We start from the raw sequence: 25,399 nt of genomic DNA on the forward strand, positions 1-25,399 counted from the left end.
CGGAGGTGCGTTATGAGTTTGCGCGATCAAATCATTCATGATGTGCCAAATGTGTTTTTCAACCCTTTGGAGTTTTCGGAACTGCATGTGCTTGTAGCTGGTGGCAATCCTCGTCGTCTTAACATGATTGTGGAGACATTTACGTTAGATGGTCGTCCAATCCAAACGGCAGAGGGTGTATCCGCGCATAATGCAATCATCCATATTGATCCGCGTGTGTTGGGCTTTACACCCGCAAGGGAACAGGTAATTACCTTAGACAATCTCAAATATCGTATCACAGCGGTTTCAAACGACATGGGAGTGCTTAAAATTTCCCTATCCTCAAATGGTGGTGGGCGATAATGTCTTTTCTTGATGTCAGGAGTAATCTTCGGGCAGCTCGCAAGCAAATGGCGGTCATGGACAAGATACTCAAACAGGCTACACGTTCAAGCGTTAACCGCGCCACACAGCGTTCCAAGACAGAGTTGGGACGAAAGATAAGGGAAAGGTATGTTATTAAGCAATCTGAGGCTACAAAGACCGTCACGGTCCGCAAAGCGGCAGGTACGGGCATGTCTTCCGAGATTAAAACCAAAGGGAAGACTATACCTCTGATTAACTTTAGTGTTAATCCAAAACAACGACCTGCTAGACCTAAGACGGTCAAGGCGGGTGTGTTGAGAGGGTCGCCGCGCAAACCACTCAAAAGGGCGTTCATATCCAACATGGGCGGTCATACGGGTGTATTTGAGCGAGTTGGAAAGAAAAGACTTCCTGTACGCGAATTGAGGGGGCCAGCGGTGCCAGAAATGGCGAACAATGAAGAGGTTGTTACGCATGTGCAGGAGGTATATGCAGACGAAATGAACAAGCGTATGCCACACGAACTCAATAGGTTATTAGGGAGGTTGTAAAGATGGAATTGACACCAGCCAGTATGACGGACAGGATTAGGGACCACATCCTTGAAATCACGTCCGGTATGTACCTTGGCGACAAGACCAGTGACGATAATACCGATGGAAAAGTCAAAGTATTTACAATGGATTTGCCTCCTAGACAGGTGCCTGAGTTTGAGGCTATGCCTGATCCTTACGCGCCGCAGACACTAGAGCCTGTGCCTAACCAACAAACGCTGGAAACATATAGAGACGAACGATTCCCTTTTGTGATCGTTCGTTTTTTGCGTTCAACGGACACGGACGACATGATGCGGCTGTGTGAAATTGATCTGATATGTGGCGTTGAGGCAGAGGGTTTGCAGGCGCAGAAGGATACACTCCACTTGATGGAAGTTATAAGACAATCTTTGCTCAAGCATGATTACTCAGGGTGGGGGTTCAGAATAGCCCGTCCACTCGACATTGATTTTCATGAAGAGCAGACGGACCCCTATTTTATAGGCGTGGTCAGCACCAATTGGGAGGCACCCACAATACAAACGGAGGTACGACTATGGTAGAAAAAACTGAAGATAAAAGCGAAGAAACCAAGAGCACTCGTAAAGCCAAGGTTGTCGAAGCTGAACAGAGTGGTGTAATCGGGAATGAGCAACCACCTGTAGATGATCAACATCTTGTGTATATCGGCCCAAGATTGGAAAAGGGGCGATTGCGCACATATCAAATTTTTGTCGGTGGATATCCAGACCACTTGCAAGACCTGTACGACAAGTACCCGCAACTCAAGTCCTTATTTGTGCCTGTTACCCAGCTCTCTCAAGCGCAGATTGATGTAGGTGTCACAGGGCATCCACTCAACGTGGCTTATAAAATTGTGAAGGATGTGCGCTAATGACTGAATATCACGGCATTAGAACAAAGGAGTTATTCCGGGACCGCAGTGGTAGCACGGTGCAAACTACCACATTGCCAGTCTTTTTTGGTGCAGCTCCGGTCAACATGACACAAAGCCGGACACCTGTCACAAATAAGTCAATTTTGGTGTCGAGTATGGATGAATTCGAATACTACTTTGGCTATTCGGATGATTGGGCATCGTTCCCGCTTTGCGAGGCTGCTTTCTACTTTTTCGAGATTGCAAAGCTGTCTCCGGCAGTATTTATAAACGTGCTTGATCCTGCTACGGATAATACGGCGGTTGTTCCTGCTGCTGCTACGTTTACCGATGGGGTGTACACTGCTGCTGACAGCGGCGTAGTAAATTCCACAGTAATCGTAAAGTCTTCTGATGGTGCGACTACGTATGTGGCTGGCACTGACTACGCTACAACCTATGATGACAACGGAAAAACCGTGGTTACGATTATTCCAGGTGGTGCAATCCCTGCCAACACTACGGTGTTGCAAGTAGGTTACTCCAAACTAGACCCTTCAAAGGTGACAGCGGCTAAGATTATAGGCGGGGAAAACTCCACAACAGGCGTTAGAACGGGGTTGGAGGTTATCGAGGAAGTGTTTCTCACGACCAGACTTGTACCTAATCTGCTGGTTGCACCAGGATGGTCAAGCGACCCTACAGTCTATGCGGCGATGGTGGCTAAGTCTCTTAACATTAATGGACTGTTTGAAGCCCATGTTATTGCTGACCTGGACGCATCCGAACGTTACATTAACTTGGTCAACTGGAAAAACGACAATCGTTATACCAGCCCATACAGCTTTAATGTATGGCCTAAAGCCAAGTACAACGATGTGACCTATCACATGTCAGTGGTCGCGGCTGCTCGCACTGTGGCAACAGATGCAGATAATGGCGGTATCCCGTTCGAGTCTCCATCTAATAAAGATATTTTTGTGGATAGCTTGGTCATGGAGAACGGTTCAGAGGCTTACGTTCCGTTTAACCAAGCCACTTATCTAAATAATAACGGTATTGTCACAGGTCTTAATATGGGCAGAGGATGGAGGTTGTGGGGCAACCGCACAGCAGCCTATCCAACTTTGACGGATGCACAACGCGCCTTTATTCCGGTTCGTCGCATGTTTAGCTGGGTCAAAAACAATATTGTTTTGCAATATTGGAACAAGATTGACCGTCCGCTAAACAACCGCCTGATTGGAGAGATAACGGATGACGTAAATTTCTGGCTAAATGGATTGGTTGCAGCTGGTGCGCTGCTGGGTGGTCGAATTGAATACCGTGACAGCGATAACACGGTTTCCAACTTGGAGGATGGTATCCTGACATACCGCTTGTTCATCACACCTCCAAGCCCAGCACAAGATATTGAATTTATCGTTGCTTATGATCTGGCGTATCTGACTACGCTGGGCGCAGCGGCATAAGGAGGGGTAGACATTGGCTAAAAATATTCCGGTTAAATTGGTCGGTATGTCGATCTATGCAAATGGTTCAAGTACCGATTTTTCCACGGGTGACATTACGTTGCCCAACTTCACACCTTTGACAGATACATTGTCCGGGGCTGGCATCTTGGGTGAGCTTGATATCCCAACGCCAGGTCATTACGGTTCGTTAGAACTTGGTATTGCTTGGCGTACGATTGATAAAGATGCGTTTGGGCTGATAGGTACAAAACTCAAGTCGCTGGAGATTCGTGGTGCATTTACCGAGTTTAATACCACATCCGGCGAGCTGGAAACACGGGCCGTTAAGATAGTGGTTAAGGGCATCGGCAAAGGGATTGACCTTGGTACTTTCGCTCAAAATGCCACTACTGGCACCACAACTACGCTTGAAGTCACGTACATCAAAGTGTTTATTGATGGCGTAGCTGTCAAAGAATTGGACAAGCTCAACGGCGTAAGTCGTATCAATGGCGTGGACGATCTATTTGACATCAATAAAGCATTGGGCAAAGCCTAATCCTAAAAATAGAAAGGTTGATTAAACATGAGCGCACAAGGGACAACAGAAGAACAAATGAAAGAGGAAGTAGCACAACCAACAGGGACAGTCATTAGGCTGTCTCTTTCTGTTAATTGGGAGGATGTTGATTATAAAGAGCTTAATCTTGAATTCGACAAACTCACAGGCGAAGACATTATCTCTCTTGAGGGGGATTTTCTCGCTTTGAATCAAGGCAAGAACTTCCTACCAGCTTTCAAAAACGAACATCCGGCGTATCTGGCTGTCTTGGCTGCTAAAGCTGCTGGCGTACATCCCAATTTCTTAAAAAAGCTTCCTGCCAAAGACTTTAACCGGGTGATTGGAGCGTCTCGCCGTTTTTTGGACGGCTTGATCTAATTGGTAACCCGTCCGCGAAATTGATGGAGGATTGTATAGCTCTTGCCAAATTCGCGGGCGGTAGCCCGTTAGATTACATCAAGCGTCCGGCAATCGAACTGGATGATTGGATCGTTGCCATGAACAATTTTCACAGGAAAGTTGAGGAACGGCGTAAGGAAGACAACCCACAGTAGAATTGAGGTTTTTTAAATGGCTGGAGCTGGCGGAGGTTCGGGCGGTTCGAGACGATACGAGCTAACATTTGAGCTATCGGGACAGATTGACCCACGCATCATACGTAGCTTCACCGACTTGAGCCGAGATGTAGCTTTGCTTGAACAAAATCTAGATGAATTAAGGCGCACGCGTCCAATACCGGACGATGTGCCTGACTCTATACGGGATATAACCGACCGCGCGCGCGAGTTTGGTGATGTATTTCAACGGGCTTTGGACTTCACAGGTGCTAAAGCGATTATAGACGGTGTTACCGGGGCATTTGGTAACATGATCAACGATGTGGGCGAGCTTGAGGAATCTTTATTTAAGGTGCAGGCAGCTACTGGAGCAAGCGCCGAAGAAATGAAGAGTCTTGACGATTCCATCCGTGGCATGTATGAGGCAAACTACGGTGAGGGTTTCGGAGACATAGCCGATTCCCTGGTAAATGTTAAAAACGCCACAGGACTCACGGGCCAAGCGTTAAAGGATGCTACAGAATCAGCGATGTCGTTGCGTGATGTTTTCGGGTATGAGGTCAATGAAACCATGCGAACTGTCGGCGTGATGATGAAAAACCTTGGCATTACATCCGAGGAAGCATTTAACCTCATTGCACAAGGTAGCCAGAAGGGACTTAATCGTGCTGACGACTTTTTGGACACGCTGAACGAATATTCAGTGCAATTCAAGGATGCGGGCTACAATGCCCAACAAATGCTAAACGTACTCAATAGTGGCATGGAAAAGGGCGCTTTCAACACAGATAAAGTGGCAGATGCGTTGAAGGAGTTCCGTATCCGTATCAAGAGCGGCGACAAAGCTGTGGTTGATGCAATGGACGAACTGTTTGCAAGCGATAATGTAGGCGGTTATATCAAACAGCTTCAAAAAGGCGGACAAAAAACCAAGGAATTTGCCGATTTGACCGCTAAGACAAGTAAAAAATCTGCAACAGACCTGCTTAAAGCTTTGCAATCCGGTAAAAGTGGCCAAGTCGACAAAGCGAGCAAGACGATTAGCAGCTTGCTGAGCGGAAGTCAAAAGATTTTCAAAGGCATTTCTGATGGGTCAATTACAGCTAGGGATGCTCTTGCATTAGTAAACGATCAACTCCTTACAATAGACGATTTGCAGCAACGCAATGCCTTATCTGTATCGTTGTTCGGAACACAATATGAGGATATGGGATCTGGCATCACGCAGGCGCTTAATGATGTTACAGGCTCATTCGATAAGAATCTAAACACGATGGAGGATATCAAAAAGCTTAATATGGAGTCCTTTTCCAAACAGCTTCAAGGTTTGGGCAGGGAAATCATGACGGAAATTGTTATCCCAATCGGTGAAGAACTTTTGCCAATGCTTCATGAAATGGTGGATTGGGCAAAGGATAACAAGGACTTTATCGAATTTGTAGCACTGTCAACTCCTGCTGCTTTGATTGGCAAGAATGTAGCTGTGCTAGGCAAGGGATTATGGGGCTTGAAAGGTAAGTTGATCGAAGCGGCTGGAGCCGGAGGATTGCTAAGTAAATCACTGGCTTTCATGAAATCGCCTGCTGGTATTGCTGTTGGCGCTATCGGTTTAGTGACCGCTGGGGTAATTGCGTATAGAGAGCATCAAGAAGCTGCGCGAAAGTCTATGATTCACATGGGTGACACGCTCAAAACTGCTTTTGACGACTACAACGCTACGGACAAGCAACGTGATAAGCTCACAAACTTGGTCAAAGAGTATGATCGGTTAAAAGAAAAAATTGATAATGCCAAAACACCTGCTAATGAACTTGCCGAGGCGCAACGCAAGATAGCCGACATTGAACAGCAGATTATCGCCCAAAGTGATGGTTATATTACTGCTCAAGACGCTAAAACTGATGCATTACGGCAACAGGCAGGTGCTCAGCTTGATCTTTACAACAACATGGCTAAAGCCTCAGAACAAGAAGCGCGTTTCACAATTCTTGATAAAGAGGCGCAACTTCCTGATTTGTTAGAAGAGTACGGTGACCTTCAAAACAAAGAAAAAGATTTGAACACAGCGCAAGAACATAGTAGAAATGTTCTCACAAAGTTAATAGCTCTGCGCACAAAATACAACGATGTCATGAACAACACCCCGGCAGGGGCGGAAAAAGTAGCGAAGTTAAAAGCTCTTACTGATGAACTCCAAGAAATCACTAACCAAGATAATGCTAGATTGCCCGACATTAGCGAGCATGTTGACACGGCAAGAATGGTTATGACGAAAACGAGGGAAGACCTGGCAACAAACGCTGAAGAAATGAAAGCTTCTAAAGCTTCGATGGACGAACTCTACAATGCTAGATACCGCATGATAGAAGTCGAAGAACTAAATGGTGAATCCTTAAAGCAACTAACGAATCGTTATGGAACGCTATCCACCGAAGTTAGAAAGAACGTGGACGAGGCGGCGAAAAGGGTTAGGGAACTCAATCAGGAATTCGCTACTCTTCCCACATCAAAACAGATAGACGTTACCGTTGATATAAAACAAAAATATGGACCAATGGCTACTCCAAACAGTTTTCCGAACGTGGTGAAAAACACACATGGTTTCCCTCTCCAAGCTATTCCACCTCTTAAACCTCAAAAGTTTGCAGACGGTGGCATTGTAACAAGCCCTACATTGGGTCTTGTGGGCGAGGCTGGAGACGATGAGGCAATTATCCCCCTCAATAACTCCAAGCGCTCACGCGACCTCTACGCAGCCGCAGGGAGTGCATTAGGAATGGATGGTGGAGGGGGTGGACACTTTGCTCCTGTGTTTAGCCCTCAGATTATTATTCAAGGGAACGCAGACGAAAAGGTGATCCAAAAGTCATTGCGAGACTCACAACGCGAATGGGAAGCCAATATGCAGGAGTGGGAGCGCAAGAACAGAAGGAGGGCTATGGCCTGATGGCGACATATCGAACCATACAAGGTGACACATGGGATAATATCGCCTATAAACTCACAGGAAGCATCAATTTTATGACCGATCTAATGGCAGCTAACTTTAACCATGTAGATACGGTCTTTTTTGGTGCTGGCGTTATCCTGACTGTCCCTGCTATACCGGATGAGACATCGACCACATTGCCACCTTGGAGGATTGGAGAGGAAGAGGAGGGAGATGGGTAATGGCTGTCGTGAATGATGGGCGCACAGCAAGTGTCGCCCTTACTTACAATGGCAAGGTTGTCAGCAGCACGGTACTAGATCAATACCTAATTGATTTTACCTATTCAGACGGATATAACGGTCAGATTGACACCATTACAATAACACTGGATGACCGTAACAACGATTGGATTAAGGGCTGGGTGCCTTATATTGATGATAAGATACGGGCCGAAATTGTCACCCGAGATTGGCATAAAAACGGCGAGGTCAAAAAGCTGGTATGCGGCACGTTTTATGTCAAAGCGTTTCGGTTTACCGGGAAGCCTGACATGATCGTCATTGAAGCGAGCGCGTTACCTTTATCCGGGCAGTCTACCAAGCAACAAAAACGATCCAAGTCATATGAAAAGGTTCAGTTGCGGACGGTAGCTGCAGATATTGCTAAACATTCGGGTCTTGCACTTAGTTACAACGCCAAGGTAAACCCGCAATATGAGCGATTAGACCAGTCGGACGAAACCGACTTCGAATTTTTGATTAAGACCTGTCAGGCTGAGGGGATAGCTGTTAAGCTGTCCGGCAAAAAGCTGGTCTTGTTCAGCGAACTAGATTTTGAGAATGCCGCTCCTGTGATGGATATCGTCAGGGGTAAAAGCGATATCCTCAGCTACGAGTTTTCCAAAGACAGCGAAAGCACGGCATACGGAAAGGCTATTGTGAGCTACACAACAGCCAAATCCAAAACAGAAAAGAGCAAGACGGTAACCGGGACATATAGCGCTCCTGGCATGAGTAAATATCCGACCTTGAGGCTGAATGAACAGGCTGGTACCGTGGCAGAAGCCACCAGAATAGCCCGTAACAGGCTGAGGGAGCAAAACAAGAAGTCAGGCAAGGCAAAGCTTGAAATGAGCGGAGACACGCGCCTGGCGGCTGGAGTGACAGTAAGCGTGCTGAACGTTGGTTTTTATAGCGGCAAGTACATTATTGAGAGTGCAGAGCATCATATCAGTGCGGGTTCTCCTTATACGACAACACTTGAAATCAGAAAGGTGCTGGGGTGGTAAATATGTTAGCTAAATGGGGCACCTGCTCAACAGCGGATGAGGGGTCTGGCACAATCACAGCCACGTTCCCGGACCGGGAAGACTTTGTTACGGGTGACCTGCCCGTTGTGTTCCCAGCTGGGATGTTGCGGAAGACACTTCCCAAACCGGGAGACGAAGTTTTTGTTTTCATGTTTGACCGTAGTAATGGCGTGTGCTTTGGCGTTTCATCAGAGTTTGTTAATACAGAGGGTAACGGTGAAATGAAAGGCACGTTAACGATAGATGGAAACGTAAAAATAATTGGCACGCCACCGGAAACAGGTGGTCTTAAAGCGGTTGGAGATATCAAGGGCAATAACATATAAGGCGGTGTTAGCATGGCAAAGGATTGGGGCGGGTTAGCCACACTTGGCGATATTGTTTTTATCGTTACTCACTACAAGATAAGGACCTTCACCGACTTTACCCGCACCAACAATGACAGATGGGCGGCGAATGAAATCATCGGCAAAAAACCCCGTTCGCAATTCCTAGGGCCGGGGCTTGATACGATAGATTTGACGGTCCGAATTGACGCGTCCTATGGCATGAATCCCCGTAAAGAGGTGGATAAGCTTGTTGACTACAGCCGAAAGGGGAAGGTGATGCCTTTCGTGCTTGGTAACAAAGGGTTGGGTGTAAAGTGGTGGAAAATCAAAGGCATGTCGCAGAAATTTAACAATATCGACAACAAGGGTCGGCTCATATCCGCTACATATTCCCTATCATTGGAGGAATACGTATGACGGATCTTTACGAGATTACAGGGATATACAAGCCTTTTAAGTTTGGCTTAACAGGTATAGACGCAATTAAACAGCGTGTTCGAATTATCACTTCGACAGTGCTGGGAACGTGTGTTATGGACCGGGAACTGGGTGTAGATGATGTGAGTCAGGACTTGACCACGCTGGGCGCTAGACAGCTCATGATTGCAATGGTAATCACAGCAATCAATGAGCAGGAGCCTGCGGTAGAGATACAAGAGGTTGATATCGTCGAGGATGCAGACTTTGAAAAGACAGGCAGACTCGTGCCCATAATCAGATTTACGATCAATGAAGGCGGAGAGGGGACAGGCGTTTAATGGCACAGCAAATAACTTTACCGGATATCCAGTTTACAGATTACGATGTGCAAAAAATATTAAGTGAGTCCCTTGTATCTCTCCAAAACAAGACTGGAAAGGTCTACGAAAAGGCCGATCCTGACCGAATTTTGTTCCTGGCTTTGATGAATGAGATTATCCAATTGCGTGTGCTGATTGACCGGGAGAAAAAAGCGGACTTACTCAAGTATGCTACAGGCATCATGCTTGACTATATAGGTGATTTATACGGCGTGGTGAGGCTGGGCGCTAACGCAGCTACAACACAGCTACGGTTCACGCTATCCACTCAGCTCAGTACAGCGTCAACTATTCCGGGAGGGACAAGGGTAGGGTTACAAAATGGAGATGGCACGATCTACTTTACAACCAATCAAACCATTATTATACCCTCCGGCACGCTCACAGGCAGCGTAGAGGCAACAGCTAACGTTACGGGCATTGCAGGCAATGGGTTTGCAGTTGGTCAGGTTAATGTCCTGATGGATCAGCTACCTTTCATTGCGAATGTGTCCAATACAACCATTACGGGCGGCGGAGCTGCGGTAGAAGGAGACGATGCATTCAAAGAGCGTATTCGGTTGGCTCCTGAGTCGTTTTCAACGGCTGGTCCAAGGGATGGATACGAATATTGGGCTAAATCTGCCTCATCGTCAATTGTGGACGTTGGATTGTCATCCCCTGAGCCTTACGAGGTCATTATCGTACCTTTGTTGGAGGGTGGAGAGATACCGGGCGAGGAACTTATACAGAACGTTTACGACAGCGTAAATGACCGAACGCGCCGCCCGCTCACTGATTTGGTTAAGGTTCAGGCTCCGGTACAAGTGGCCTATGACATAAATGTCAAGTTCTATATAAATCGAGCTAACGAGGCCGAATCACAGACCATTGAGGCAAACATCCGTCAGGCTATACAGGATTATATCCTTTGGCAAAAGAGCCGTCTTGGTAGGGATATCAACCCCACCAACCTGATTGGACGTATGTATGCTGCTGGCGCGCTACGGGTTGAGGTCACAAGCCCTGTTTTTAAAGATATAGGTGAGCTTGAGATACCGAAGGAAACAACGCCTAATATCGTTTATGGAGGTCTTGTTAATGATTGATATTAAAGACGTTAGTATCGTTGACCTCCTGCCTCAAAGCTTAAAAGATGATCCTACCATGCAAGCCTTTGCCCTCACGTTGGACGAGTACCTTAAAGTAGCTAAGGACGAGGTTTACAAGCTGCGTAGGCTGACAAGGATTGACGAGCTAACAAATGACGAAGCAAACGACATGGCGTATCAGATGCATGTGGACTTTTACGACCCTAACCTTCCACTTGATACACGCAGGCAACTTATTAAAAATTCTATAAACTTTCACCGGATCAAGGGTACTCCAGCAGCGGTTGAACAACTTATAGATATTTTATTTGGTGACGGGGTTGTTGAAGAGTGGTTTCAATATAACGGAATACCAGGACACTACAGAGTTAAAACAAGCAATCCAGCAGCCACACGAGATAGAGTTGCGGAGTTTTACCGGGCTATCGATTCGGTTACTCGCTTCTCAGCCAAGTTGGACAGCGTGGTACTGGAGCAAACAGAGCAAATGGAGTTGTATTTTGGCGCAGGTTTGCATATGCGAGATATCATAACAGCAAGGATGGTGTAATATGGCGGCATTTGGTGGTTTGGTATTAACCATAAAAGGACGCAACCTGCAAGCTAAGGTACAGGCAGGTCAGCAGCTAAAATTTAGCAGGATGGGTTTGGGTGACGGTGTAATAACAAGCCAGTCCATCCCAAACATGACAGGGCTAATCACGGAACGCAAAAGTATAGCGGTCAGCCGGGTGTATACACCTAGCGCGGGCAGGGCAACGGTAAGCGCGATCCTTTCCAACCAAGATATAACAACAGGATTTTTCTTTCGTGAATTAGGTGTGTTTGCAGTTGACCCGGACGAGGGAGAAATCATGTATGCATACGGTAACAGTGGCAGCGGATCGGCAGAATACATCCCTCCAGGTGGTGGAGCAGATGTAATTGAGAAGCTGATAAACGTCAATTTGCTTGTGGGCAATGCTACGAATATCAGCATCACAGCAGACCCGTCACAAGTGTATGTAAGCTTGCAGGATTATACAGATTACACGACAAGCAACGATGTTAATATATTGGATTTGAAAAATCGTATGACAACCGTTGAAACAGATGTTGATGATTTACAAAATCGTCTGAATAATGTAGACACTAAACGGATAACGTTGGCTGGCGGAGTGCAAGTTTTAAACTCCATCAAGTCAGCGTTATTTAGTTTGGATGGCATTACGGGACGAATGATGGTTAACCTTCTTGGGCGCATGGGAAATTGTGAAAACGTAGGCTCCTGGTCATCTAACGTAGCTATTGTGAGTGATGCCACTAATAAAACCAGCGGAACCAGCTCATTTAAGCTTACGGTTGGCTCTGTGCCGGCTACGGCCTCGGCAACATTTTTGACCACGCCAGGTAAAAAATATGTTGCGATTGCTGATGTGAAAAACGGCAATACCAGCAAAGTAGCCATATCCATAAACGGCATCGCCGGAGCCTCGGGTAATGAGGTGACTTCAGCTTCTGCTTTTGCTCCGTCTGTTGTTCGATTTGTAGCCACAGACTATTTCCACATCTTGACCATTACAGGCACAGGTGCAAGCGGCAATACGTTTAATATGGATTCGGTACGGGTCCATGAAGTTTCAGACGCAGACTATGCAGCAGCCGCGACCCTTACGCCTGCCCAGGTAGCTGCTAAATGGCCTTACGTAGACAGCGTAATGCCTGTGCGTAATCCGTATGCAATTCGGTACGGGGAAAACCTGTTACCGAGCTTTTACGAATGGACGCTAGTTGAAACAAAGGCGACAGAGCCATATGCGGCAGCCATGACACCAACTGTTTCTAACCGCGTTACCTATTACGAGACATCTACAGCCCCAGGCAATGTATATACTCTTTCGGCGCAGCACAATGGTAATATTGCTCTGTCATTTTTGGATTCTAGTGGTAACGTTATCGGTACGCCTTCATATACAACATCACAGATGGTATCAGGTACAGCGCCAGCAAACGCGCAGCGGATGAGGGTGTCTTTTTCGAACCTAACCGTCACAACGGGTACGCTGAATATTTCAAACCCTATGCTAAACATCGGTAGTACAGAAAAACCATTCAAACCGCGCGAAGACTCTATGTTGGCGTTACAAACAGACCTGTACGCCGATCCAGTTACAGGGGCAAACACTGATATGGTGTTCGAGCGTGATGGGCAATATTTCAAGTCCAAGAAGTGGCAAGGGTTGACGCTTGATGGTAATAGAGCGTGGGTACAAGGTGAGGGCGGCGCTACCGCTGGAGTTAGACAGGTAAAACTGGTAGGGGCCGCAATAGGTGCAGTAGCGGGTAGCGGCATCGGTGTGAAGTTTGACGGTAAGATTATACCCCAGGGAAGCACAGGCAACACCGCCGACAGCAACGCCGTAACAGCAGCAGGAGATATATACTTCGGTATTCCAGTCGCAGACAGCGGGTGGGCAGACAGCTACGGACCGTCGCAGGATGACATCAAAGCCTACTTTTTCGGCTACAAAGCCTATGACGCTAATACCATCACTCCTGCAAATGCTCAAGCATCCACTACAGCAACATGGAACGGTACAGGCACTAAATATTGGGTTCAGCGTGTGGGCGCACCTAACTTCACTCAGACCGTACCACAACAGGCATACGCAGGGTACACACCGTACCAACTTGTATACCAACTCGCAACGCCTGCCGTCGAGCCTATCGTATCAGAGGGGCTACTATCCTTCAACGAGGGCGATAATCAGGTTGAGGTGGGTACAGGGATTGTGCTGCGTGAATCTGCCAGACCAAAACTGCATACTAATGGGTTTTATTACATCAACAATTCGAACGTCGCCGGAACTAATCTCACGTATTCGGTCAGTAAGGTTTTGGGGATATACAAAGGTTTACGACCCGACACTGAAAAGTGGGCGCTGTATATAGGTTCAGGCAGCACCAACGGCACGACAGCAGAGGCATCCGCCGCTAACTATGACGCAGCAGCAGCTTACAGCGTTACGTATCTTGTGCTTGCACCATCGCCAGTCGTACCGTTTACAGGTTCCTATGCAGCCAACGAAAAGACGCTGCTGTCAGACTTGGTGGACAGTGTACAGCAAAACACGGCGCGTGTGTCGGTACTGGAGAACAAGAAGGCTGACGAGGATAATCCTGCATGGCTTACACCTACCTTGCTTAATGGGTGGGTTGTGTGGGTAGGATCACAAGGAACATACACGCCAGGATACTACAAAGATAGCGCGGGCGTTGTGCACCTTCGTGGATGGGTTAAAGATGGCGTAAAAGCACAAGCTACGGTCATTTTTAGACTTCCAGTTGGGTATAGACCTTCACAGCGCAGCTTGTTCACAGTATACGATTCCAGCGATACGGGCACTAACCTGAAAACATCGGCAGTAGTTGTTAACGTAGATGGAAGTGTTTCTGTAGATGCCGTATCAGGAACAAGCGTGTCGTTTTATCAAGTTAGTTTTTTAGCCGAACAATAAGGAGGTCATAGACATGAAAATAGTACCTATAGTAAATACAGACGGCTTCTATATTGAGGACGAGCTAGTGGACGATGCCTTTAATGGTGTCGTCCCTTTTTATACCCAGCCGGATAACACTGATCAAGACGAGGATACCGAACCGAAAACGCCGGAGCTTGTAGGCTACACGGTTGGCGTACCACTTACAACACCGGGTCTATTTAAGCCAAAGTTTAATCTTGCCGTGTGGGAAATGTATCAAGCAGCCGTATACGAGGCACAGGAGGCGTATGTACAAGCGTTACACGATTGGCAGGCTAAGGGTTGGGCGGCAGAGGAACAGCCTGTGTATGTTGCTCCTAAGCAGCCTGATAACCTTTGGACAGAAGGACTAACACCGGAGCAAATAGCAGAGCTAACAAAGCCAGCTACGCCAGAGCCAAACGAAACAGATTTGCTCCGTCAACGTCTGTCCGATCTGGAATTAGTGCTTACGGAAATCATGCTAGGTAAATGAGGGGAGGTGAAGGAATATGGCAGCTATGTCCATGCCGCGCGTTCGCATTTGCGCCAATGCTTGTATTACCCGGTATGAACGCGGAGAACGAGGAATTGAAAATGTTGTTGATAGTTATCAGATGGATGATGAAAATCGCAACTTAGTTTTGGCCGAGATTTATTCCAAGCGTCCAGACCTTGCAGCCGATCCAGTACCTGAGCAACCGAAAGAACAAGTGTAACCAGCGCACCCAAAGGGATGCGCTATTTTTATGCCCCTGGAGTGGTCGGGGGCTTTTCTCTGCGCTGGAATAATTAAGAGAATATTTAACGGAATAATTTACACGGATTTTGACAAAGGTCAGGAAAAGTTTCCTGAACAGAGAGACGGGGGAGAACGATGGACGACAGATTAACGCAAATCATAAAAGGGGCGGCGGCGGGGTTTGGGGCGGTTGCTGGCTACCTGTTTGGAGGGTGGAGCGTCATGATACATTTGCTTTTTATGTTTGTAATTGCGGACTGGCTGACTGGGTGGATAGCTGCATGGATTCGCGGAGAGTTGCGAAGCCGGATAGGTTATCACGGAATAGCAAGAAAGGTCGTCATTTTCTTGATCGTGGTGGTGGCGCATTTTATAGATGTGGCATTGGGCAACTTACACTATTTCCAGGATGCAGTGATCTTTTTCTATTTGGCAAATGAGCTGTTGTCCATTATTGAGAATGTAGGTCGCATGGGTGTACCGATGCCGGATGTACTCAGGAATGCGGTCAAGATTTTTGAGTCTCGGTCACAGGCTCCTAAAAATCCAAATATGCCAGACCCGGAGCCAGATAAAAAAGATCAGGGACAAAAGCCTGCTGTATAAGGGGGAGTTATTTTGCAATCACGTAAAAAAGGTAACGCGCGGGGAATCGACGTATCCCGATATCAAGGAAACATTGATTGGAAGGCGGTTAAGGCTGACGGTATTTCATTTGTCTTCATTAAAGCAAGTCAGGGGCAACGTTACGTTGATCCTACATTCACCACGAATGCAAAAGGAGCCAGAGCAGCCGGGGTATTGCTGGGTGCATACCACTTTCTAGATGCCACCAGTGTTGAAGCAGCGAAAGCGGAAGCAAGGCATTTTGCAGAGGTATTGGAACAGGTAGGGGGTGGGAAATCACTGGACTTGCCGCCAGTGATGGACTTTGAAAACAATCCAGGGAACCTGTCTAAAACACTTATTAGTGCTGTAGCGTTGGCCTTCTTACTCGAGCTGGAGCGACTTACAGGACGCAAGCCCATTATCTATACAGGCAATGCATTCGCAGCCAATTTTAACGCATCATTGAGCGGTTATCCATTATGGATAGCCCGGTATGGTGATATTCGTGTCCCGAGCGATACAGTGACGTGGAAACGTTGGGATATTTGGCAATACAGCGACAGCGGCAAGGTAGCAGGGATAAAAGGGAACGTGGATATGAATGAGTATGATGGTACAACGGACGAACTACGAGAACGGTTCACAAAGCGCCCTGAGAAGACTGAGACAGTCACGTCCGGTTCATTCGTCGTAAATGGAAAGCAGGTAGGAAAGACTTTGCTTTTTAGTGGCAGGACGTATGTACCGCTGCGCGTGCTTTCTAATGCCTTGGGTCTGTCGTGTCATTGGGACACCAGCCTCAAGATTGCTTACCTAAACGGAGCCAAGCTGCAATCTGTTCAACTGGTTGAAGGTATGGCATATGTGCAGCTAAGACCTATAGCGGAGGCATACGGTGCTGTAGTGTCCTGGGATCCAAAATCGAAAATAGCTGTTCTGAAAACGAAAGGGGAATAACCATGATTGAACAATACATCACAACAATTGCACTGTCCGTTGTCGCTTTGGTTACTATCGGAGCTTTGACGCTTGGCACAGTAGTATATCGCAAAATCAAACCAATCTATGAAGCACGATTTAGCATTGAGCAACGCAACCGGATTGGGCAATTGGCAGGGGATGCTTATGCATGGGTGGAGCGCAATTATGCAGTAGCTGGCGCAGAAAAGTTTCACGAGGCTGTTAAGTACCTAACCGTCAAACTGGACCAAATTGGCGTATCCATCAAACCGGAAGAAGTCGAAGCAGCCATTCAGAAGGCGTGGGAAGAATATAATCCGAATAAAATTAAATCAGCTTAATGAATAACCCTACTGGCATTTAGCTGGTAGGGTATTTTTTTTGTTTACGTAGCTATGTTCCTATATTCGTGTAAGCTATGCGGAAAGTTCGCATCAAACATTAGTTGCATAACATATTGACAGGTGGTTAATTTTGGTGAAAAATGAAGTGTGTTTTTAAAAATTATGGAATATTTATGCGAAGGGTGGCTATGGCATGAAGCATACACCTACGATTCGAGCAGAATTAGACAGATACTTGCAACAAGAGGGCATGAGTCTAACACAGTTTGGGCATATAGCGGGCATGAATAGGGGAGCAGTAAGCGCCATTGTGTCAGGGAATAAGTCTATGTCAGTTAACCAACTTGACCTAATTACTGAGGCTATGGGCTTACCAGAAGGTCACTTTTATGATCTGTTTATAGAAAACTTTATCATCGACCATCCCCCGAATATGAGACGAATCGAGCCGTTTTTGTTTCGCTGTGCGGAGTTGGGCGAGTTGGATGCGATCCGTCGAGTAGTTGGAGCCATCATGGACAATCTGCTATATTCGCCCAAGCTATTTGAAATTGCAGAAGAATTATTGTCGCAGGGAAGAAATGAGGCTGCTTTGCTGCTTTATGAGGGTGTAGCTGAAACGGAGAGATATCAACATTCTGAACGCTTGGCAGTCTGTCAATATCGTATATTCACGATTCAAGTTGGAGACGACCAAACCCAAAATCTCCACGCTGCTGCGATACTTGAAGCTTTTGTTGAGCGATTGAATGAAATAGACCAACTTGACGCATTGAAGGACTTAGCGAATTTGTATCGTTCATTGAATAAGTGGAACAAGGTTGATGAAATGGCAAGAAAAATGAGAGAAAAAGCGGAAATCCAATATACAATTAAACATCAACAGAAGAAACGAGAGTGTGACGAACCTGCTAAGAAGTTAAGTCGTCCCTTGTTTGTGTACATCACATATGCCGATTTACTATGTGCAAGTGTCTGCGAAGCCCAAGGCAATTATCAACAAGCTCTAGAATATACATATGCCTACACTGAGTTAGATTGGGTATTGGAGACAGACGAAGATACTTTATATTGGCTAAATCTTTATAAGGATTGGGCGCAATGTAATAGTTACATTTATAAACTTTTGTCCGGTGATACAAGTGTGCTTCCAGATTATGTTGAATACATTGCCAAATCAAAAGTAGATAAAGAAATGGTAACTAAGATATTGAACGTACTGCTTGCAGCTAACCAGTATCAACTAGATATAGACGATATACTTAGACGTTTTGAAACTATAATTAATTCGTTTACTCAGAAGGTGCAGCCATCATCCGACATGTATACTAGTCAAGTTATACCAGAACAATATGCACGATTTGGATACGAGTTAGCTTATTATTATTTATATAGAGGATCATACGGTGATGGCTTTAAACATTTGATGTATGCAATGGTAAAGTCACATATAATAAATAACGAAACTTATTTTATAAACTGCATGGGGCTATTCGTGAAGTTTAGAACACATGCAGTTCCTGAGATCAAAGAAGAGTTTTTAAATCTTATTGAAAAGGTGTGGTTAAACAATGTTGAGAAAAATGGTTCTTCTGATCGTCGCAGCTAGTTTTTTATTTATTGTGAGTGGGCCTAATCATGCTTATGACCAGCACCCTACTATTCAGCTTAATGCTACCGTTGGAGGTTCCTAAGCTTAGATAAACACAAAAAACTCTGCTAACCTTAATTGGTCGGCAGAGCTTTTTTTTGTTAGCTTACTCTCTCCAGTATCCAGAAGGCGGCAAATTATCGTTATCGTATGCATCCTGTGCAAATATCACATTTATTAGTAACCTAGGGGGCAAGGATACAACAGTTTCACCGTTTTCCAGTAACTCCCGGACAGACTTGTCATCATCTTCTGTAAGATCAAAATCCGTTGCGGGCGCATTGCTTTTTAACCTTTGGTAATCATCATACACTTTCCTGAGTTCACTCGCTAAAAATGTGACCTCGGTTTTGCCCGACTCGCCTTGTAGCCGCGCCCACATAACGGTTGATTCTTTCATCGACTGCGTTAGTATTGTAGGCTTGATGGGCTTACTATGATCCCCATCCATATTCCCGATAATATGCATTTCCATAGTCATAGTCCTCCTATCTAATTAATTTACCGATCAGTTTGAACACAGTACACCTTATGGTATGCCGCCTTACGTGGGTTGCGGAGCCATCCCCAGCCCCGTGGCATCTTGAGTCCTGCACGGTGTGTAATCTGCCGTTTGAGGCTGGTACGGGCTGCTATACGCTTATTTAGGCTGGGTTTACGGGCCGTATTTCATTCTTCATTCTCCAATGTAGCAGAGCCTTTGAACATGTTAAGATCCAAATCAAATAGTATGCCGATCCGTACCAACTCAGCAGCAGTAAAACGGTCCTTTTTTAATTTTAATGAAAAGGTGACCTCTTTAATGCCTACTTGTTCGGCCACCCATTTATTTTTATATCCTCGCTTATCAATTTCGCGTACGATCATTTCCGCGATGGTCATATATTATCAGCCTTTCAGTACAATAATTAGAGTGATTACACTGATGATAAACCCGGCAATACTCATGATAAAGCTGGCAGCGTTTAACTTGCTCATATCAGGTGTAACCTCCTTCGCTTCGTGGTATACTTAATTAAAGAGAGAACATAAGCCCCGTTACAATCCGCCCCCTTCGGGGCGAACCGTAACCCTCAGCTTACTACCTAAGTAGTAAGACTATGAGGTTGATGATCGCTGTCATAAATGTAATCAGGACCGTCAAGAACTGGATTACATCTTTGACTTCAGGGGGCTTACGTTTTCTCTTTTTCTTTGCCATTCTTTTTCCCTCCCTTCTGATATTAATTATACACCTAAGTTATACTAATGTCAAATAAAAATTATATAAAAGTATAATAATGAATGAAGCAGGACAAGAGCCTGTTTGTTTTTTGTCTTGAATAACGAACGCTTGTTTGCATATAATATTTGCAGAGGTGATCAACATGTTACCAGACATCGAACGAAAACTACTGCGGATATTGTTTAATTTTTTTCGACAGAAAAGAAGAATGCCAACAATGCCAGAATTGGAGGTCAAGACAGGTAGGAATGTAACGGATATAAAGTCGGGTCTGTTATCATTGGAGAAGGAAAATTATATTCTGTGGGAAGACAAGTCAGACACGCGAAATATCGTCATTATAGAGGGCTGGGAGCGTGGACAGATCAGGCCTATGTCACCGGGAGATGCGACTAGATACTTCACGGAATATTAAAACCCCGGATTGCTCCGGGGCTTTTTTACGAATCGCGTTTCCAACTGTATTTAGTTACATATTTCTCTTCTATTTCATCACATAACCTCTGAGTCTTTTCTGGATCACCGTCTTTGATGGCTGCTGCAACCTCTATAAATTTCTCTTTAACGTCCTTATCAAATGATTCTGCTGAACTTTCCACAGCAGACGCAATCGTTTCTTGCATGTCAAAGTCTTCTTTTACATCATCATAAAGTCGTGCTAGTTTCAAAGTCGTTGCAATGAACCTCGTTTCATCGTCAACGTATACAATATCGTCCTGCGGATCGTTAGTAATTTCACTATCGGATGTTTGTATTTGTTTGGTTGCACAACCTGAAATCAAAAGGACAAATAGGACTAGAAAAATAACTGTTGTCTGTCTAAACCTCTGACCCAATTTGTTCCGCCTCCTTATTAATGGTCATTGAGGGTGTTTCTTTTTTATGTTCACCCAAGCGATCCATAATAAAAAAGAAGCATCCAATTATAGCGAACACAAGGGAAGCGACTCCATATAGGATACCACGCATACCCATAATAATGTAATTGTAGGCATCACCACCTACAACATGACCCATCTTATCCCAGGAACTGTCATACAACGAAGAGTATTCCGCGTTATAATCCCCGTAGTGATAGGCAACTACAAAACCAGTTATAAGTAATACAAACGAAAGCAAAAAGAAAAAATATGAAGCTTGCTTCATTTTTCAATCCCCTTTAGGTCTTATGATACGGTTAGTCTATCAGACCTAGGAATATTTTTCTATATTTTATTACTCTAGAAAATAGAGAGTTGACTTTCTAATGAGTGTTATGGTAAAAAATATTTATTAACGAATTCTAATTATCTTTGTCGATACTAATTGACAAAGGAAAGATTTGAACTTTTAAAGTTCAATATTACATATAGGCTTATTTAGCCATGGGATCATAACACCTCGTATGGGTGTTTTTTGCATTCCATGGCTTTTTTTGTTTGGTGGAGCAATAAATTCATGACAGTAACGGCTAATAGATGTTAGCAGCAACGAACGGTAAATATAGTTTGCTATTGTCAGAAAATTTTGGTAGAATAATTTCATAAATTATTTTTAAGACAAATTATTTTTTATATTAAATTACATGAGGTTTTATTTTTGAAATACTAAAGTAGTTTTGAAATACTAAAGTAGTATATAAAATGTTTTTTTAAGGAATGTTTGAATTAAGATAGAATGTTTTAATGAAGAGTTTAGGCGTTTGTCCCGAACGCATATGGATTTTGGAATGTGTAAGTGAAAATGATGTTTAAAAGATGGCAATAATGAGTAACAGGTAAGCGCACAATGATGCCACTGTAAATAATGATTACATCTAATTATTTATCAAATGTAAGGACGCTTTTATCAAAATGTATAGCAGTGAGCAAGTCGGGACCTTGCTCTAAAGTTAATTTTAACTGCGAAAAGAACATTTTGGTGAAGTCTGCCCATTTGAATGAATATTGATGGAATCTCTATTTACAGTGGTTTTTTTTGTGCGCTTTTTTTCGTTGATTCCTTTAAGGTGGTGATGCTGGATTTTCGTACTTATTTAGGTGAAAAAATACTTATAAATAGATGAAGAGGAGAACGACTATATGGAAAACGTATTTGAACCGTTGTTAGCAGTTGCAGCAAACCAGTCTGTTCAAAATGTGGAAAGCAGTGAGGGAGAAACATATTCCCGAATTGGTGAGCTGTTGGATGAACTTCAAAGTGACGATCCAAAGATGTCGAGATACGCTCTGGAATTAGAATCCATAGTTAATTATTTGGTGGGTAGCGCTGCTGAGGATGGAGTAAAAAAAGGTTTTGAGCTGTGCTTGGAACTAAAAAAGCAATTGTCCTAATAAAATAAAGAGGCCCGCAAGGGCCTCATTTATAAAATGCAATCATCTGGCTGGGAATGCCGTTTCGTTTAAAGTAACTTTCAAAGGTTTCGTCAGGTTGCATGGAATCTTTGGCGAGTAGTAGAGTTACAGCGAACTCATTAGCTTCACGTTCATACTTACCGGGATTGAAGAGGGTGTTTTGATCAATGAAGTAGTATCCCAGCCCTCTATGTAAAAAGTGGTGCCCGAGTTCATGGGCGCATACAAGCCTTTGATTCTCATACGGCAAAGCGTTATGTATTCCGATGTAACTTCGGCGCAACTTACGGAAATAAAAGCCCCGAGTTACTTTTCCGAGATCGTCATAAAAAATTCTGACCCCTAAATGTTCAGCAAGTTTAAAAGGGCAGTTGGTCCCATATTTTTTTACGAGTCTCTTTATAATTCCAATTGTGTCCATGGGCGTCAGTCCTCCTGCTGTTATTCGTCTACAGGTTTCCTTTTGTTTTGTTTCTTGGCATCCCAGAACATGGCTTCAATAACCTTTTTCAATTTTTCTTTATCATCTTCATCAATAGGTATACCATCAAATAGCACGGGTTCATCTTCTTCAAGCATTTTTTTGAAATCTCTTTTATCTTTATATGTCGCCCATTCTGGGTGTGTAAGTGTTCCAGAAGGATCGTCAATACGACCAAGTAAATAATCAGTGGAGGTACGCAATATGTTGGCTATTTCTGCAAGCTTGTCACCAGGAGGCACAGCTTTGTTTCTTTCGTAGTTAGAGAAATTAGCACGGTTCATGTCCAATTTTTCTGCCATATATTCCTGAGTGTATCCGCGTTTCATACGCAAGTCTTGTATTCTTTTACCAACTGACAAGGGTATCTCTCCTTTATAATAAAAAAAGAAAATTTAATTTACAATTTGGTGTTGCGTAAATAATATTTACGTGATATTATTCAAATCAAGAAAGGTGGTGCAAAGAAATGACAGAATATCGTACTGTTCGACATCGTCTAAAAGAACTTCGTAAAAAGAAGGGAACACAGGAACAAGTCGGTATGGCGTTAGGTGTAACTGGAACAATGATCCGCCTTGTGGAGAATGGTTACACAACGGGCAGCGGAAATCTGATGATACGATTGTGTAGATATGTGGGTGGGACGGTCGAAGAATGTTTTCCTGATGTTCACCAAAGCTCAATTTCATACTTAAATAGTAAATAATATTTCCTTTTGTTATTATATAACGTTAATATTATTTACGCAATAGGTTTTGTGATTTTCTTAAACCTTATTTAGTCACGCCTTCATAGTAAATTATATTTACATTGTGTCCGAACGAAGCAATAAATATTCACATCAACGTTGTATTGTAAACACTTTTTATTATGCGATAAGGAGAGAAGACATGAATAACAATGAACTAATGCTTTTTGATGGCCGAGAAGTTACGGTGCTGTTTCCGGCAGATGTCTCTTTCAAGTTTGTGGGTGATTTCATCATCAGCGCGAAGAGTGTTGCTGATGCATTGGAGTATCAAGGGAAAGCTTCCTCGAATCATGTTTTGAAATTTTGTAAAGAAAGTCATATTTATCACGTTGTGAATTCAGACCTTTTGAATCAGAAGGTCCGAAAATTAAACAATGCTGGAGAGAAGTTCATATCAAACCTTTCTCTAAACCGGGTGATGGGACAATCGGGACAACCAAAAGCAGAATCATTTCAAGACTGGCTGTATGAGGACATGCTTCCATCAATACAGAAAACAGGAAAATATGAGATGCCAGGATCACCAGAACCGGAATTAATTCACTTTAAGAAAGAAGCTTATATGTTGAGTGTTTCTGCTGATGTACTTCGCTTACCTGATTCTGGCCGTTTGAAGCTTTTAGGAGATTTTAATAAGCAACATGGATTGAATGTTCCTCTACCAGCTTATGCAGATGAAGGACATACCAAATCAGCTACGGCACTCCTACAAGAAAACGGGGTGAGGATGGCGACAGACAAGTTCAACAATCTGCTTATCCATCACGGGCTACTTGAGATAAAAGAGCGGCCTGCCAAGAAAATCGGCATACGCCAATTCAAGTCCCTTACTGATGAAGGTCTTTCATTTGGTAAAAACATTATCAGCCCCAATAATCCAAGGGAAACAGCACCGCACTACTACCCTGACACATTCCCAGCTTTGCTTAAGCGAGTTGGATTAGAGCAATAAGCAAAAACAAAAAAAACAAAATTCGAAGGGACGAAGAATAATGAACAAATTTGAAATGAAACAAAAATTGAATGCTTGGATGGTTAAAACAAATGAAAAGCTAGAGCAGTACAGCACTACACGTACTCAATTAGGGATCGACCTTATAGACCTTAATTTAAAAATAGGCGAATCAGTAGCGACTTTTTCCATTCGTAATATGTCACCTTCGGATGTTGAGATTGCTAGGAAGGAAGTAGGCAAGAGTTACGATCTTGACAAAATGTTGGCCCTTCCTTCATACAAAATGTCCAACGTTTTTGCAGCATTGAGAATTTACGGACGCAAGATAAAGGCCATTAACAGAAAGTTTAGAGTAGCAAAAGAAGAAATTGTTACTTTGCAAAATGAGATTAAGGAAATGAGCAAAGCTGCAAAAGAAATGGCGCAGACTGATTTTTCAGAAACTCTTGATACTCTTGTTTTTCAAACAAAGGATTATTGGGATCAATTAAAGAGAATTGTAGAAAAGCCCCTGCCGGGTAATGACGTTGATTTTATGTTGTACATTGAGGCTCTTTTCGTTAATGGAAGAGTTATCAACAAAGATGATTTTTTACAAGTCATTACTTTGGACAAGAACTCGAAATATTGGGATGGTAGCCCGAAGGAATCATTTGCAAGTCGGTACATCAAAATTCCTGATGAAATAGATAGCGAGGTTTTTAAGGAATTAATCTTTATTGAGAAGCTAGAACATGACCAAGATAGCTATTTATTGGACATCTTCATGAATCACATGTTCCGAACTATGGATAGATATAAGGCTGAAACAGGCGAGAATATGATTGATACTTTCGGGATCTTGGAAGAAATCACAGGTAAGCCCGTGCAGACCTATACAGCAGAGTTTGATGAATACGGGGATGTAGTGGGAATGACTCCAAAGAAACCTAATCTTAAGGTTGTGGAAACCAAATGAACGAGGTTATGACTCTTCCAGAACTGGCCCGATTATGGTTTGGCAATCCATTGCAACACGCTATTATCGTTCGTAACATCATTAAAAAATCA

At 44.1% G+C, this 25,399-nt stretch carries 33 protein-coding genes; 27 read left to right on the forward strand and 6 right to left on the reverse strand.

Translation table 11 applies throughout. The annotated features are described in order from the left end of the window. Positions 1–12 precede the first annotated feature (12 nt). The 22 genes from MKY98_RS07805 to MKY98_RS07910 all read left to right on the forward strand — a co-directional run bounded on the left by MKY98_RS07805 (position 13) and on the right by MKY98_RS07910 (position 18,559). The gene (locus MKY98_RS07805; protein ID WP_341010756.1) at positions 13–345 is read left to right on the forward strand and encodes a hypothetical protein; all 333 of its coding nucleotides are present in this window, start codon (positions 13–15) and stop codon (positions 343–345) included. After that, complete coding sequence (locus MKY98_RS07810) at positions 345–899, forward strand: phage tail protein (protein WP_023990517.1); 555 nt, start codon at positions 345–347, stop codon at positions 897–899. Before MKY98_RS07805 ends, MKY98_RS07810 begins: the two co-directional genes overlap by 1 nt. A gap of 2 nt (positions 900–901) precedes the next feature. Continuing rightward, positions 902–1,447 carry a hypothetical protein gene (locus tag MKY98_RS07815; protein ID WP_341010757.1) on the forward strand — a complete coding sequence of 182 codons (546 nt, stop codon included), beginning with the start codon at positions 902–904 and terminating at the stop codon, positions 1,445–1,447. Further along, positions 1,441–1,779, forward strand: a complete 339-nt coding sequence (locus MKY98_RS07820; protein ID WP_341010759.1) for a hypothetical protein — start codon at positions 1,441–1,443, stop codon at positions 1,777–1,779. Before MKY98_RS07815 ends, MKY98_RS07820 begins: the two co-directional genes overlap by 7 nt. Continuing rightward, positions 1,779–3,233, forward strand: coding sequence for a phage tail sheath family protein (locus tag MKY98_RS07825; RefSeq protein ID WP_341010760.1), 1,455 nt, complete (start codon positions 1,779–1,781; stop codon positions 3,231–3,233). The genes MKY98_RS07820 and MKY98_RS07825 overlap by 1 nt, the downstream gene beginning before the upstream one ends. A 13-nt stretch (positions 3,234–3,246) precedes the next feature. Continuing rightward, entirely contained in the window at positions 3,247–3,774 is a 528-nt protein-coding gene (locus tag MKY98_RS07830) for a phage major tail tube protein (protein WP_341010762.1), read from the forward strand. Between the two features lie 27 nt (positions 3,775–3,801). Further along, the gene (locus MKY98_RS07835; RefSeq protein ID WP_341010766.1) at positions 3,802–4,155 is read left to right on the forward strand and encodes a phage tail assembly protein; all 354 of its coding nucleotides are present in this window, start codon (positions 3,802–3,804) and stop codon (positions 4,153–4,155) included. 192 nt (positions 4,156–4,347) lie between these two features. Beyond that, positions 4,348–7,281 (forward strand): phage tail tape measure protein, encoded by a 2,934-nt coding sequence (locus MKY98_RS07840; protein WP_341010767.1) that lies wholly within the window; start codon positions 4,348–4,350, stop codon positions 7,279–7,281. Further along, positions 7,281–7,505, forward strand: a complete 225-nt coding sequence (locus MKY98_RS07845) for a tail protein X (protein WP_341010768.1) — start codon at positions 7,281–7,283, stop codon at positions 7,503–7,505. The genes MKY98_RS07840 and MKY98_RS07845 overlap by 1 nt, the downstream gene beginning before the upstream one ends. Beyond that, positions 7,505–8,554: a phage late control D family protein gene (locus MKY98_RS07850; protein WP_341010770.1), complete on the forward strand. Its 1,050-nt coding sequence runs from the start codon at positions 7,505–7,507 to the stop codon at positions 8,552–8,554. The genes MKY98_RS07845 and MKY98_RS07850 overlap by 1 nt, the downstream gene beginning before the upstream one ends. Before the next feature lie 2 nt (positions 8,555–8,556). After that, on the forward strand, positions 8,557–8,901 hold the full coding sequence (locus MKY98_RS07855) for a hypothetical protein (protein WP_341010771.1): 345 nt from the start codon (positions 8,557–8,559) through the stop codon (positions 8,899–8,901). Positions 8,902–8,913: 12 nt separating this feature from the next. Continuing rightward, positions 8,914–9,321, forward strand: a complete 408-nt coding sequence (locus tag MKY98_RS07860) for a phage tail protein (RefSeq protein WP_023990506.1) — start codon at positions 8,914–8,916, stop codon at positions 9,319–9,321. Further along, the gene (locus MKY98_RS07865; RefSeq protein ID WP_341010772.1) at positions 9,318–9,662 is read left to right on the forward strand and encodes a hypothetical protein; all 345 of its coding nucleotides are present in this window, start codon (positions 9,318–9,320) and stop codon (positions 9,660–9,662) included. Before MKY98_RS07860 ends, MKY98_RS07865 begins: the two co-directional genes overlap by 4 nt. Continuing rightward, positions 9,662–10,792: a baseplate assembly protein gene (locus MKY98_RS07870; protein WP_341010773.1), complete on the forward strand. Its 1,131-nt coding sequence runs from the start codon at positions 9,662–9,664 to the stop codon at positions 10,790–10,792. The genes MKY98_RS07865 and MKY98_RS07870 overlap by 1 nt, the downstream gene beginning before the upstream one ends. Beyond that, positions 10,785–11,345, forward strand: a complete 561-nt coding sequence (locus MKY98_RS07875) for a phage tail protein I (protein ID WP_341010774.1) — start codon at positions 10,785–10,787, stop codon at positions 11,343–11,345. The genes MKY98_RS07870 and MKY98_RS07875 overlap by 8 nt, the downstream gene beginning before the upstream one ends. A gap of 1 nt (position 11,346) precedes the next feature. Next, entirely contained in the window at positions 11,347–14,292 is a 2,946-nt protein-coding gene (locus MKY98_RS07880) for a phage tail-collar fiber domain-containing protein (protein WP_341010776.1), read from the forward strand. 13 nt (positions 14,293–14,305) lie between these two features. After that, complete coding sequence (locus MKY98_RS07885) at positions 14,306–14,791, forward strand: hypothetical protein (RefSeq protein ID WP_341010778.1); 486 nt, start codon at positions 14,306–14,308, stop codon at positions 14,789–14,791. Positions 14,792–14,807: 16 nt separating this feature from the next. Beyond that, positions 14,808–15,014, forward strand: a complete 207-nt coding sequence (locus MKY98_RS07890) for a hypothetical protein (protein WP_142611826.1) — start codon at positions 14,808–14,810, stop codon at positions 15,012–15,014. A gap of 158 nt (positions 15,015–15,172) precedes the next feature. Further along, positions 15,173–15,643, forward strand: coding sequence for a phage holin family protein (locus tag MKY98_RS07895; protein ID WP_326401925.1), 471 nt, complete (start codon positions 15,173–15,175; stop codon positions 15,641–15,643). Between the two features lie 12 nt (positions 15,644–15,655). After that, positions 15,656–16,603 carry a GH25 family lysozyme gene (locus tag MKY98_RS07900; RefSeq protein WP_341010782.1) on the forward strand — a complete coding sequence of 316 codons (948 nt, stop codon included), beginning with the start codon at positions 15,656–15,658 and terminating at the stop codon, positions 16,601–16,603. A 2-nt stretch (positions 16,604–16,605) separates the two neighbouring features. After that, entirely contained in the window at positions 16,606–16,947 is a 342-nt protein-coding gene (locus MKY98_RS07905) for a phage holin, LLH family (RefSeq protein ID WP_341010783.1), read from the forward strand. Positions 16,948–17,143: 196 nt separating this feature from the next. Next, on the forward strand, positions 17,144–18,559 hold the full coding sequence (locus tag MKY98_RS07910) for a transcriptional regulator (protein ID WP_341010784.1): 1,416 nt from the start codon (positions 17,144–17,146) through the stop codon (positions 18,557–18,559). Between the two features lie 148 nt (positions 18,560–18,707). Here the strand turns inward: MKY98_RS07910 and MKY98_RS07915 are convergent, their stop codons facing one another. Together MKY98_RS07915 and MKY98_RS07925 are read right to left on the reverse strand one after the other, a co-directional pair. Further along, positions 18,708–19,076, reverse strand: a complete 369-nt coding sequence (locus MKY98_RS07915) for a hypothetical protein (RefSeq protein WP_151255878.1) — start codon at positions 19,074–19,076, stop codon at positions 18,708–18,710. A gap of 194 nt (positions 19,077–19,270) precedes the next feature. Then, positions 19,271–19,483, reverse strand: a complete 213-nt coding sequence (locus MKY98_RS07925) for a hypothetical protein (protein WP_341010787.1) — start codon at positions 19,481–19,483, stop codon at positions 19,271–19,273. A gap of 560 nt (positions 19,484–20,043) precedes the next feature. Between MKY98_RS07925 and MKY98_RS07930 the strand changes: the two genes are divergently transcribed. Continuing rightward, positions 20,044–20,241, forward strand: a complete 198-nt coding sequence (locus tag MKY98_RS07930) for a hypothetical protein (protein WP_341010788.1) — start codon at positions 20,044–20,046, stop codon at positions 20,239–20,241. A gap of 25 nt (positions 20,242–20,266) precedes the next feature. On the opposite strand, the gene MKY98_RS07935 is transcribed toward MKY98_RS07930, so the two are convergent. Both MKY98_RS07935 and MKY98_RS07940 read right to left on the reverse strand, forming a co-directional pair. Next, the gene (locus MKY98_RS07935; RefSeq protein WP_341010790.1) at positions 20,267–20,662 is read right to left on the reverse strand and encodes a hypothetical protein; all 396 of its coding nucleotides are present in this window, start codon (positions 20,660–20,662) and stop codon (positions 20,267–20,269) included. Beyond that, positions 20,646–20,972 (reverse strand): hypothetical protein, encoded by a 327-nt coding sequence (locus tag MKY98_RS07940; RefSeq protein WP_341010792.1) that lies wholly within the window; start codon positions 20,970–20,972, stop codon positions 20,646–20,648. The genes MKY98_RS07935 and MKY98_RS07940 overlap by 17 nt, the downstream gene beginning before the upstream one ends. A 914-nt stretch (positions 20,973–21,886) precedes the next feature. Here MKY98_RS07940 and MKY98_RS07945 point away from each other — a divergent pair. Further along, positions 21,887–22,138 (forward strand): hypothetical protein, encoded by a 252-nt coding sequence (locus tag MKY98_RS07945; protein WP_341010793.1) that lies wholly within the window; start codon positions 21,887–21,889, stop codon positions 22,136–22,138. Between the two features lie 25 nt (positions 22,139–22,163). On the opposite strand, the gene MKY98_RS07950 is transcribed toward MKY98_RS07945, so the two are convergent. Both MKY98_RS07950 and MKY98_RS07955 read right to left on the reverse strand, forming a co-directional pair. Beyond that, positions 22,164–22,580 carry an ImmA/IrrE family metallo-endopeptidase gene (locus MKY98_RS07950; protein ID WP_341010794.1) on the reverse strand — a complete coding sequence of 139 codons (417 nt, stop codon included), beginning with the start codon at positions 22,578–22,580 and terminating at the stop codon, positions 22,164–22,166. Between the two features lie 20 nt (positions 22,581–22,600). Beyond that, positions 22,601–23,002 carry a helix-turn-helix domain-containing protein gene (locus MKY98_RS07955; RefSeq protein ID WP_341010796.1) on the reverse strand — a complete coding sequence of 134 codons (402 nt, stop codon included), beginning with the start codon at positions 23,000–23,002 and terminating at the stop codon, positions 22,601–22,603. Positions 23,003–23,109: 107 nt separating this feature from the next. On the opposite strand from MKY98_RS07955, the gene MKY98_RS07960 reads away from it, so the two are divergent. From MKY98_RS07960 to MKY98_RS07970, 3 genes are all read left to right on the forward strand, one after another. Beyond that, the gene (locus tag MKY98_RS07960) at positions 23,110–23,349 is read left to right on the forward strand and encodes a helix-turn-helix transcriptional regulator (protein ID WP_341010798.1); all 240 of its coding nucleotides are present in this window, start codon (positions 23,110–23,112) and stop codon (positions 23,347–23,349) included. 184 nt (positions 23,350–23,533) lie between these two features. After that, on the forward strand, positions 23,534–24,346 hold the full coding sequence (locus tag MKY98_RS07965; RefSeq protein WP_341010800.1) for a BRO family protein: 813 nt from the start codon (positions 23,534–23,536) through the stop codon (positions 24,344–24,346). 40 nt (positions 24,347–24,386) lie between these two features. After that, a complete protein-coding gene (locus MKY98_RS07970) occupies positions 24,387–25,307 on the forward strand; it encodes a hypothetical protein (RefSeq protein ID WP_341010802.1) in 921 nt (306 codons plus the stop codon). Positions 25,308–25,399: the final 92 nt, after the last annotated feature.

The sequence above is a fragment of the Paenibacillus sp. FSL M8-0228 genome, assembly GCF_038007385.1.
Classification (GTDB): Bacteria; Bacillota; Bacilli; order Paenibacillales; family Paenibacillaceae; genus Paenibacillus; species Paenibacillus polymyxa_D.

What these genes read in the sequence shown, in the direction of transcription:
- MKY98_RS07805 (WP_341010756.1), top strand. Translation starts at nt 13, where the DNA reads ATGAGTTTGCGCGATCAAATCATTCATGATGTGCCAAATGTGTTTTTC.
- MKY98_RS07810 (WP_023990517.1), top strand. Translation starts at nt 345, where the DNA reads ATGTCTTTTCTTGATGTCAGGAGTAATCTTCGGGCAGCTCGCAAGCAA.
- MKY98_RS07815 (WP_341010757.1), top strand. Translation starts at nt 902, where the DNA reads ATGGAATTGACACCAGCCAGTATGACGGACAGGATTAGGGACCACATC.
- MKY98_RS07820 (WP_341010759.1), top strand. Translation starts at nt 1,441, where the DNA reads ATGGTAGAAAAAACTGAAGATAAAAGCGAAGAAACCAAGAGCACTCGT.
- MKY98_RS07825 (WP_341010760.1), top strand. Translation starts at nt 1,779, where the DNA reads ATGACTGAATATCACGGCATTAGAACAAAGGAGTTATTCCGGGACCGC.
- MKY98_RS07835 (WP_341010766.1), top strand. Translation starts at nt 3,802, where the DNA reads ATGAGCGCACAAGGGACAACAGAAGAACAAATGAAAGAGGAAGTAGCA.
- MKY98_RS07840 (WP_341010767.1), top strand. Translation starts at nt 4,348, where the DNA reads ATGGCTGGAGCTGGCGGAGGTTCGGGCGGTTCGAGACGATACGAGCTA.
- MKY98_RS07845 (WP_341010768.1), top strand. Translation starts at nt 7,281, where the DNA reads ATGGCGACATATCGAACCATACAAGGTGACACATGGGATAATATCGCC.
- MKY98_RS07850 (WP_341010770.1), top strand. Translation starts at nt 7,505, where the DNA reads ATGGCTGTCGTGAATGATGGGCGCACAGCAAGTGTCGCCCTTACTTAC.
- MKY98_RS07855 (WP_341010771.1), top strand. Translation starts at nt 8,557, where the DNA reads ATGTTAGCTAAATGGGGCACCTGCTCAACAGCGGATGAGGGGTCTGGC.
- MKY98_RS07860 (WP_023990506.1), top strand. Translation starts at nt 8,914, where the DNA reads ATGGCAAAGGATTGGGGCGGGTTAGCCACACTTGGCGATATTGTTTTT.
- MKY98_RS07865 (WP_341010772.1), top strand. Translation starts at nt 9,318, where the DNA reads ATGACGGATCTTTACGAGATTACAGGGATATACAAGCCTTTTAAGTTT.
- MKY98_RS07870 (WP_341010773.1), top strand. Translation starts at nt 9,662, where the DNA reads ATGGCACAGCAAATAACTTTACCGGATATCCAGTTTACAGATTACGAT.
- MKY98_RS07875 (WP_341010774.1), top strand. Translation starts at nt 10,785, where the DNA reads ATGATTGATATTAAAGACGTTAGTATCGTTGACCTCCTGCCTCAAAGC.
- MKY98_RS07880 (WP_341010776.1), top strand. Translation starts at nt 11,347, where the DNA reads ATGGCGGCATTTGGTGGTTTGGTATTAACCATAAAAGGACGCAACCTG.
- MKY98_RS07885 (WP_341010778.1), top strand. Translation starts at nt 14,306, where the DNA reads ATGAAAATAGTACCTATAGTAAATACAGACGGCTTCTATATTGAGGAC.
- MKY98_RS07890 (WP_142611826.1), top strand. Translation starts at nt 14,808, where the DNA reads ATGGCAGCTATGTCCATGCCGCGCGTTCGCATTTGCGCCAATGCTTGT.
- MKY98_RS07895 (WP_326401925.1), top strand. Translation starts at nt 15,173, where the DNA reads ATGGACGACAGATTAACGCAAATCATAAAAGGGGCGGCGGCGGGGTTT.
- MKY98_RS07905 (WP_341010783.1), top strand. Translation starts at nt 16,606, where the DNA reads ATGATTGAACAATACATCACAACAATTGCACTGTCCGTTGTCGCTTTG.
- MKY98_RS07910 (WP_341010784.1), top strand. Translation starts at nt 17,144, where the DNA reads ATGAAGCATACACCTACGATTCGAGCAGAATTAGACAGATACTTGCAA.
- MKY98_RS07915 (WP_151255878.1), bottom strand. Translation starts at nt 19,076, where the DNA reads ATGGAAATGCATATTATCGGGAATATGGATGGGGATCATAGTAAGCCC.
- MKY98_RS07925 (WP_341010787.1), bottom strand. Translation starts at nt 19,483, where the DNA reads ATGACCATCGCGGAAATGATCGTACGCGAAATTGATAAGCGAGGATAT.
- MKY98_RS07930 (WP_341010788.1), top strand. Translation starts at nt 20,044, where the DNA reads ATGCCAGAATTGGAGGTCAAGACAGGTAGGAATGTAACGGATATAAAG.
- MKY98_RS07940 (WP_341010792.1), bottom strand. Translation starts at nt 20,972, where the DNA reads ATGAAGCAAGCTTCATATTTTTTCTTTTTGCTTTCGTTTGTATTACTT.
- MKY98_RS07945 (WP_341010793.1), top strand. Translation starts at nt 21,887, where the DNA reads ATGGAAAACGTATTTGAACCGTTGTTAGCAGTTGCAGCAAACCAGTCT.
- MKY98_RS07950 (WP_341010794.1), bottom strand. Translation starts at nt 22,580, where the DNA reads ATGGACACAATTGGAATTATAAAGAGACTCGTAAAAAAATATGGGACC.
- MKY98_RS07960 (WP_341010798.1), top strand. Translation starts at nt 23,110, where the DNA reads ATGACAGAATATCGTACTGTTCGACATCGTCTAAAAGAACTTCGTAAA.
- MKY98_RS07965 (WP_341010800.1), top strand. Translation starts at nt 23,534, where the DNA reads ATGAATAACAATGAACTAATGCTTTTTGATGGCCGAGAAGTTACGGTG.
- MKY98_RS07970 (WP_341010802.1), top strand. Translation starts at nt 24,387, where the DNA reads ATGAACAAATTTGAAATGAAACAAAAATTGAATGCTTGGATGGTTAAA.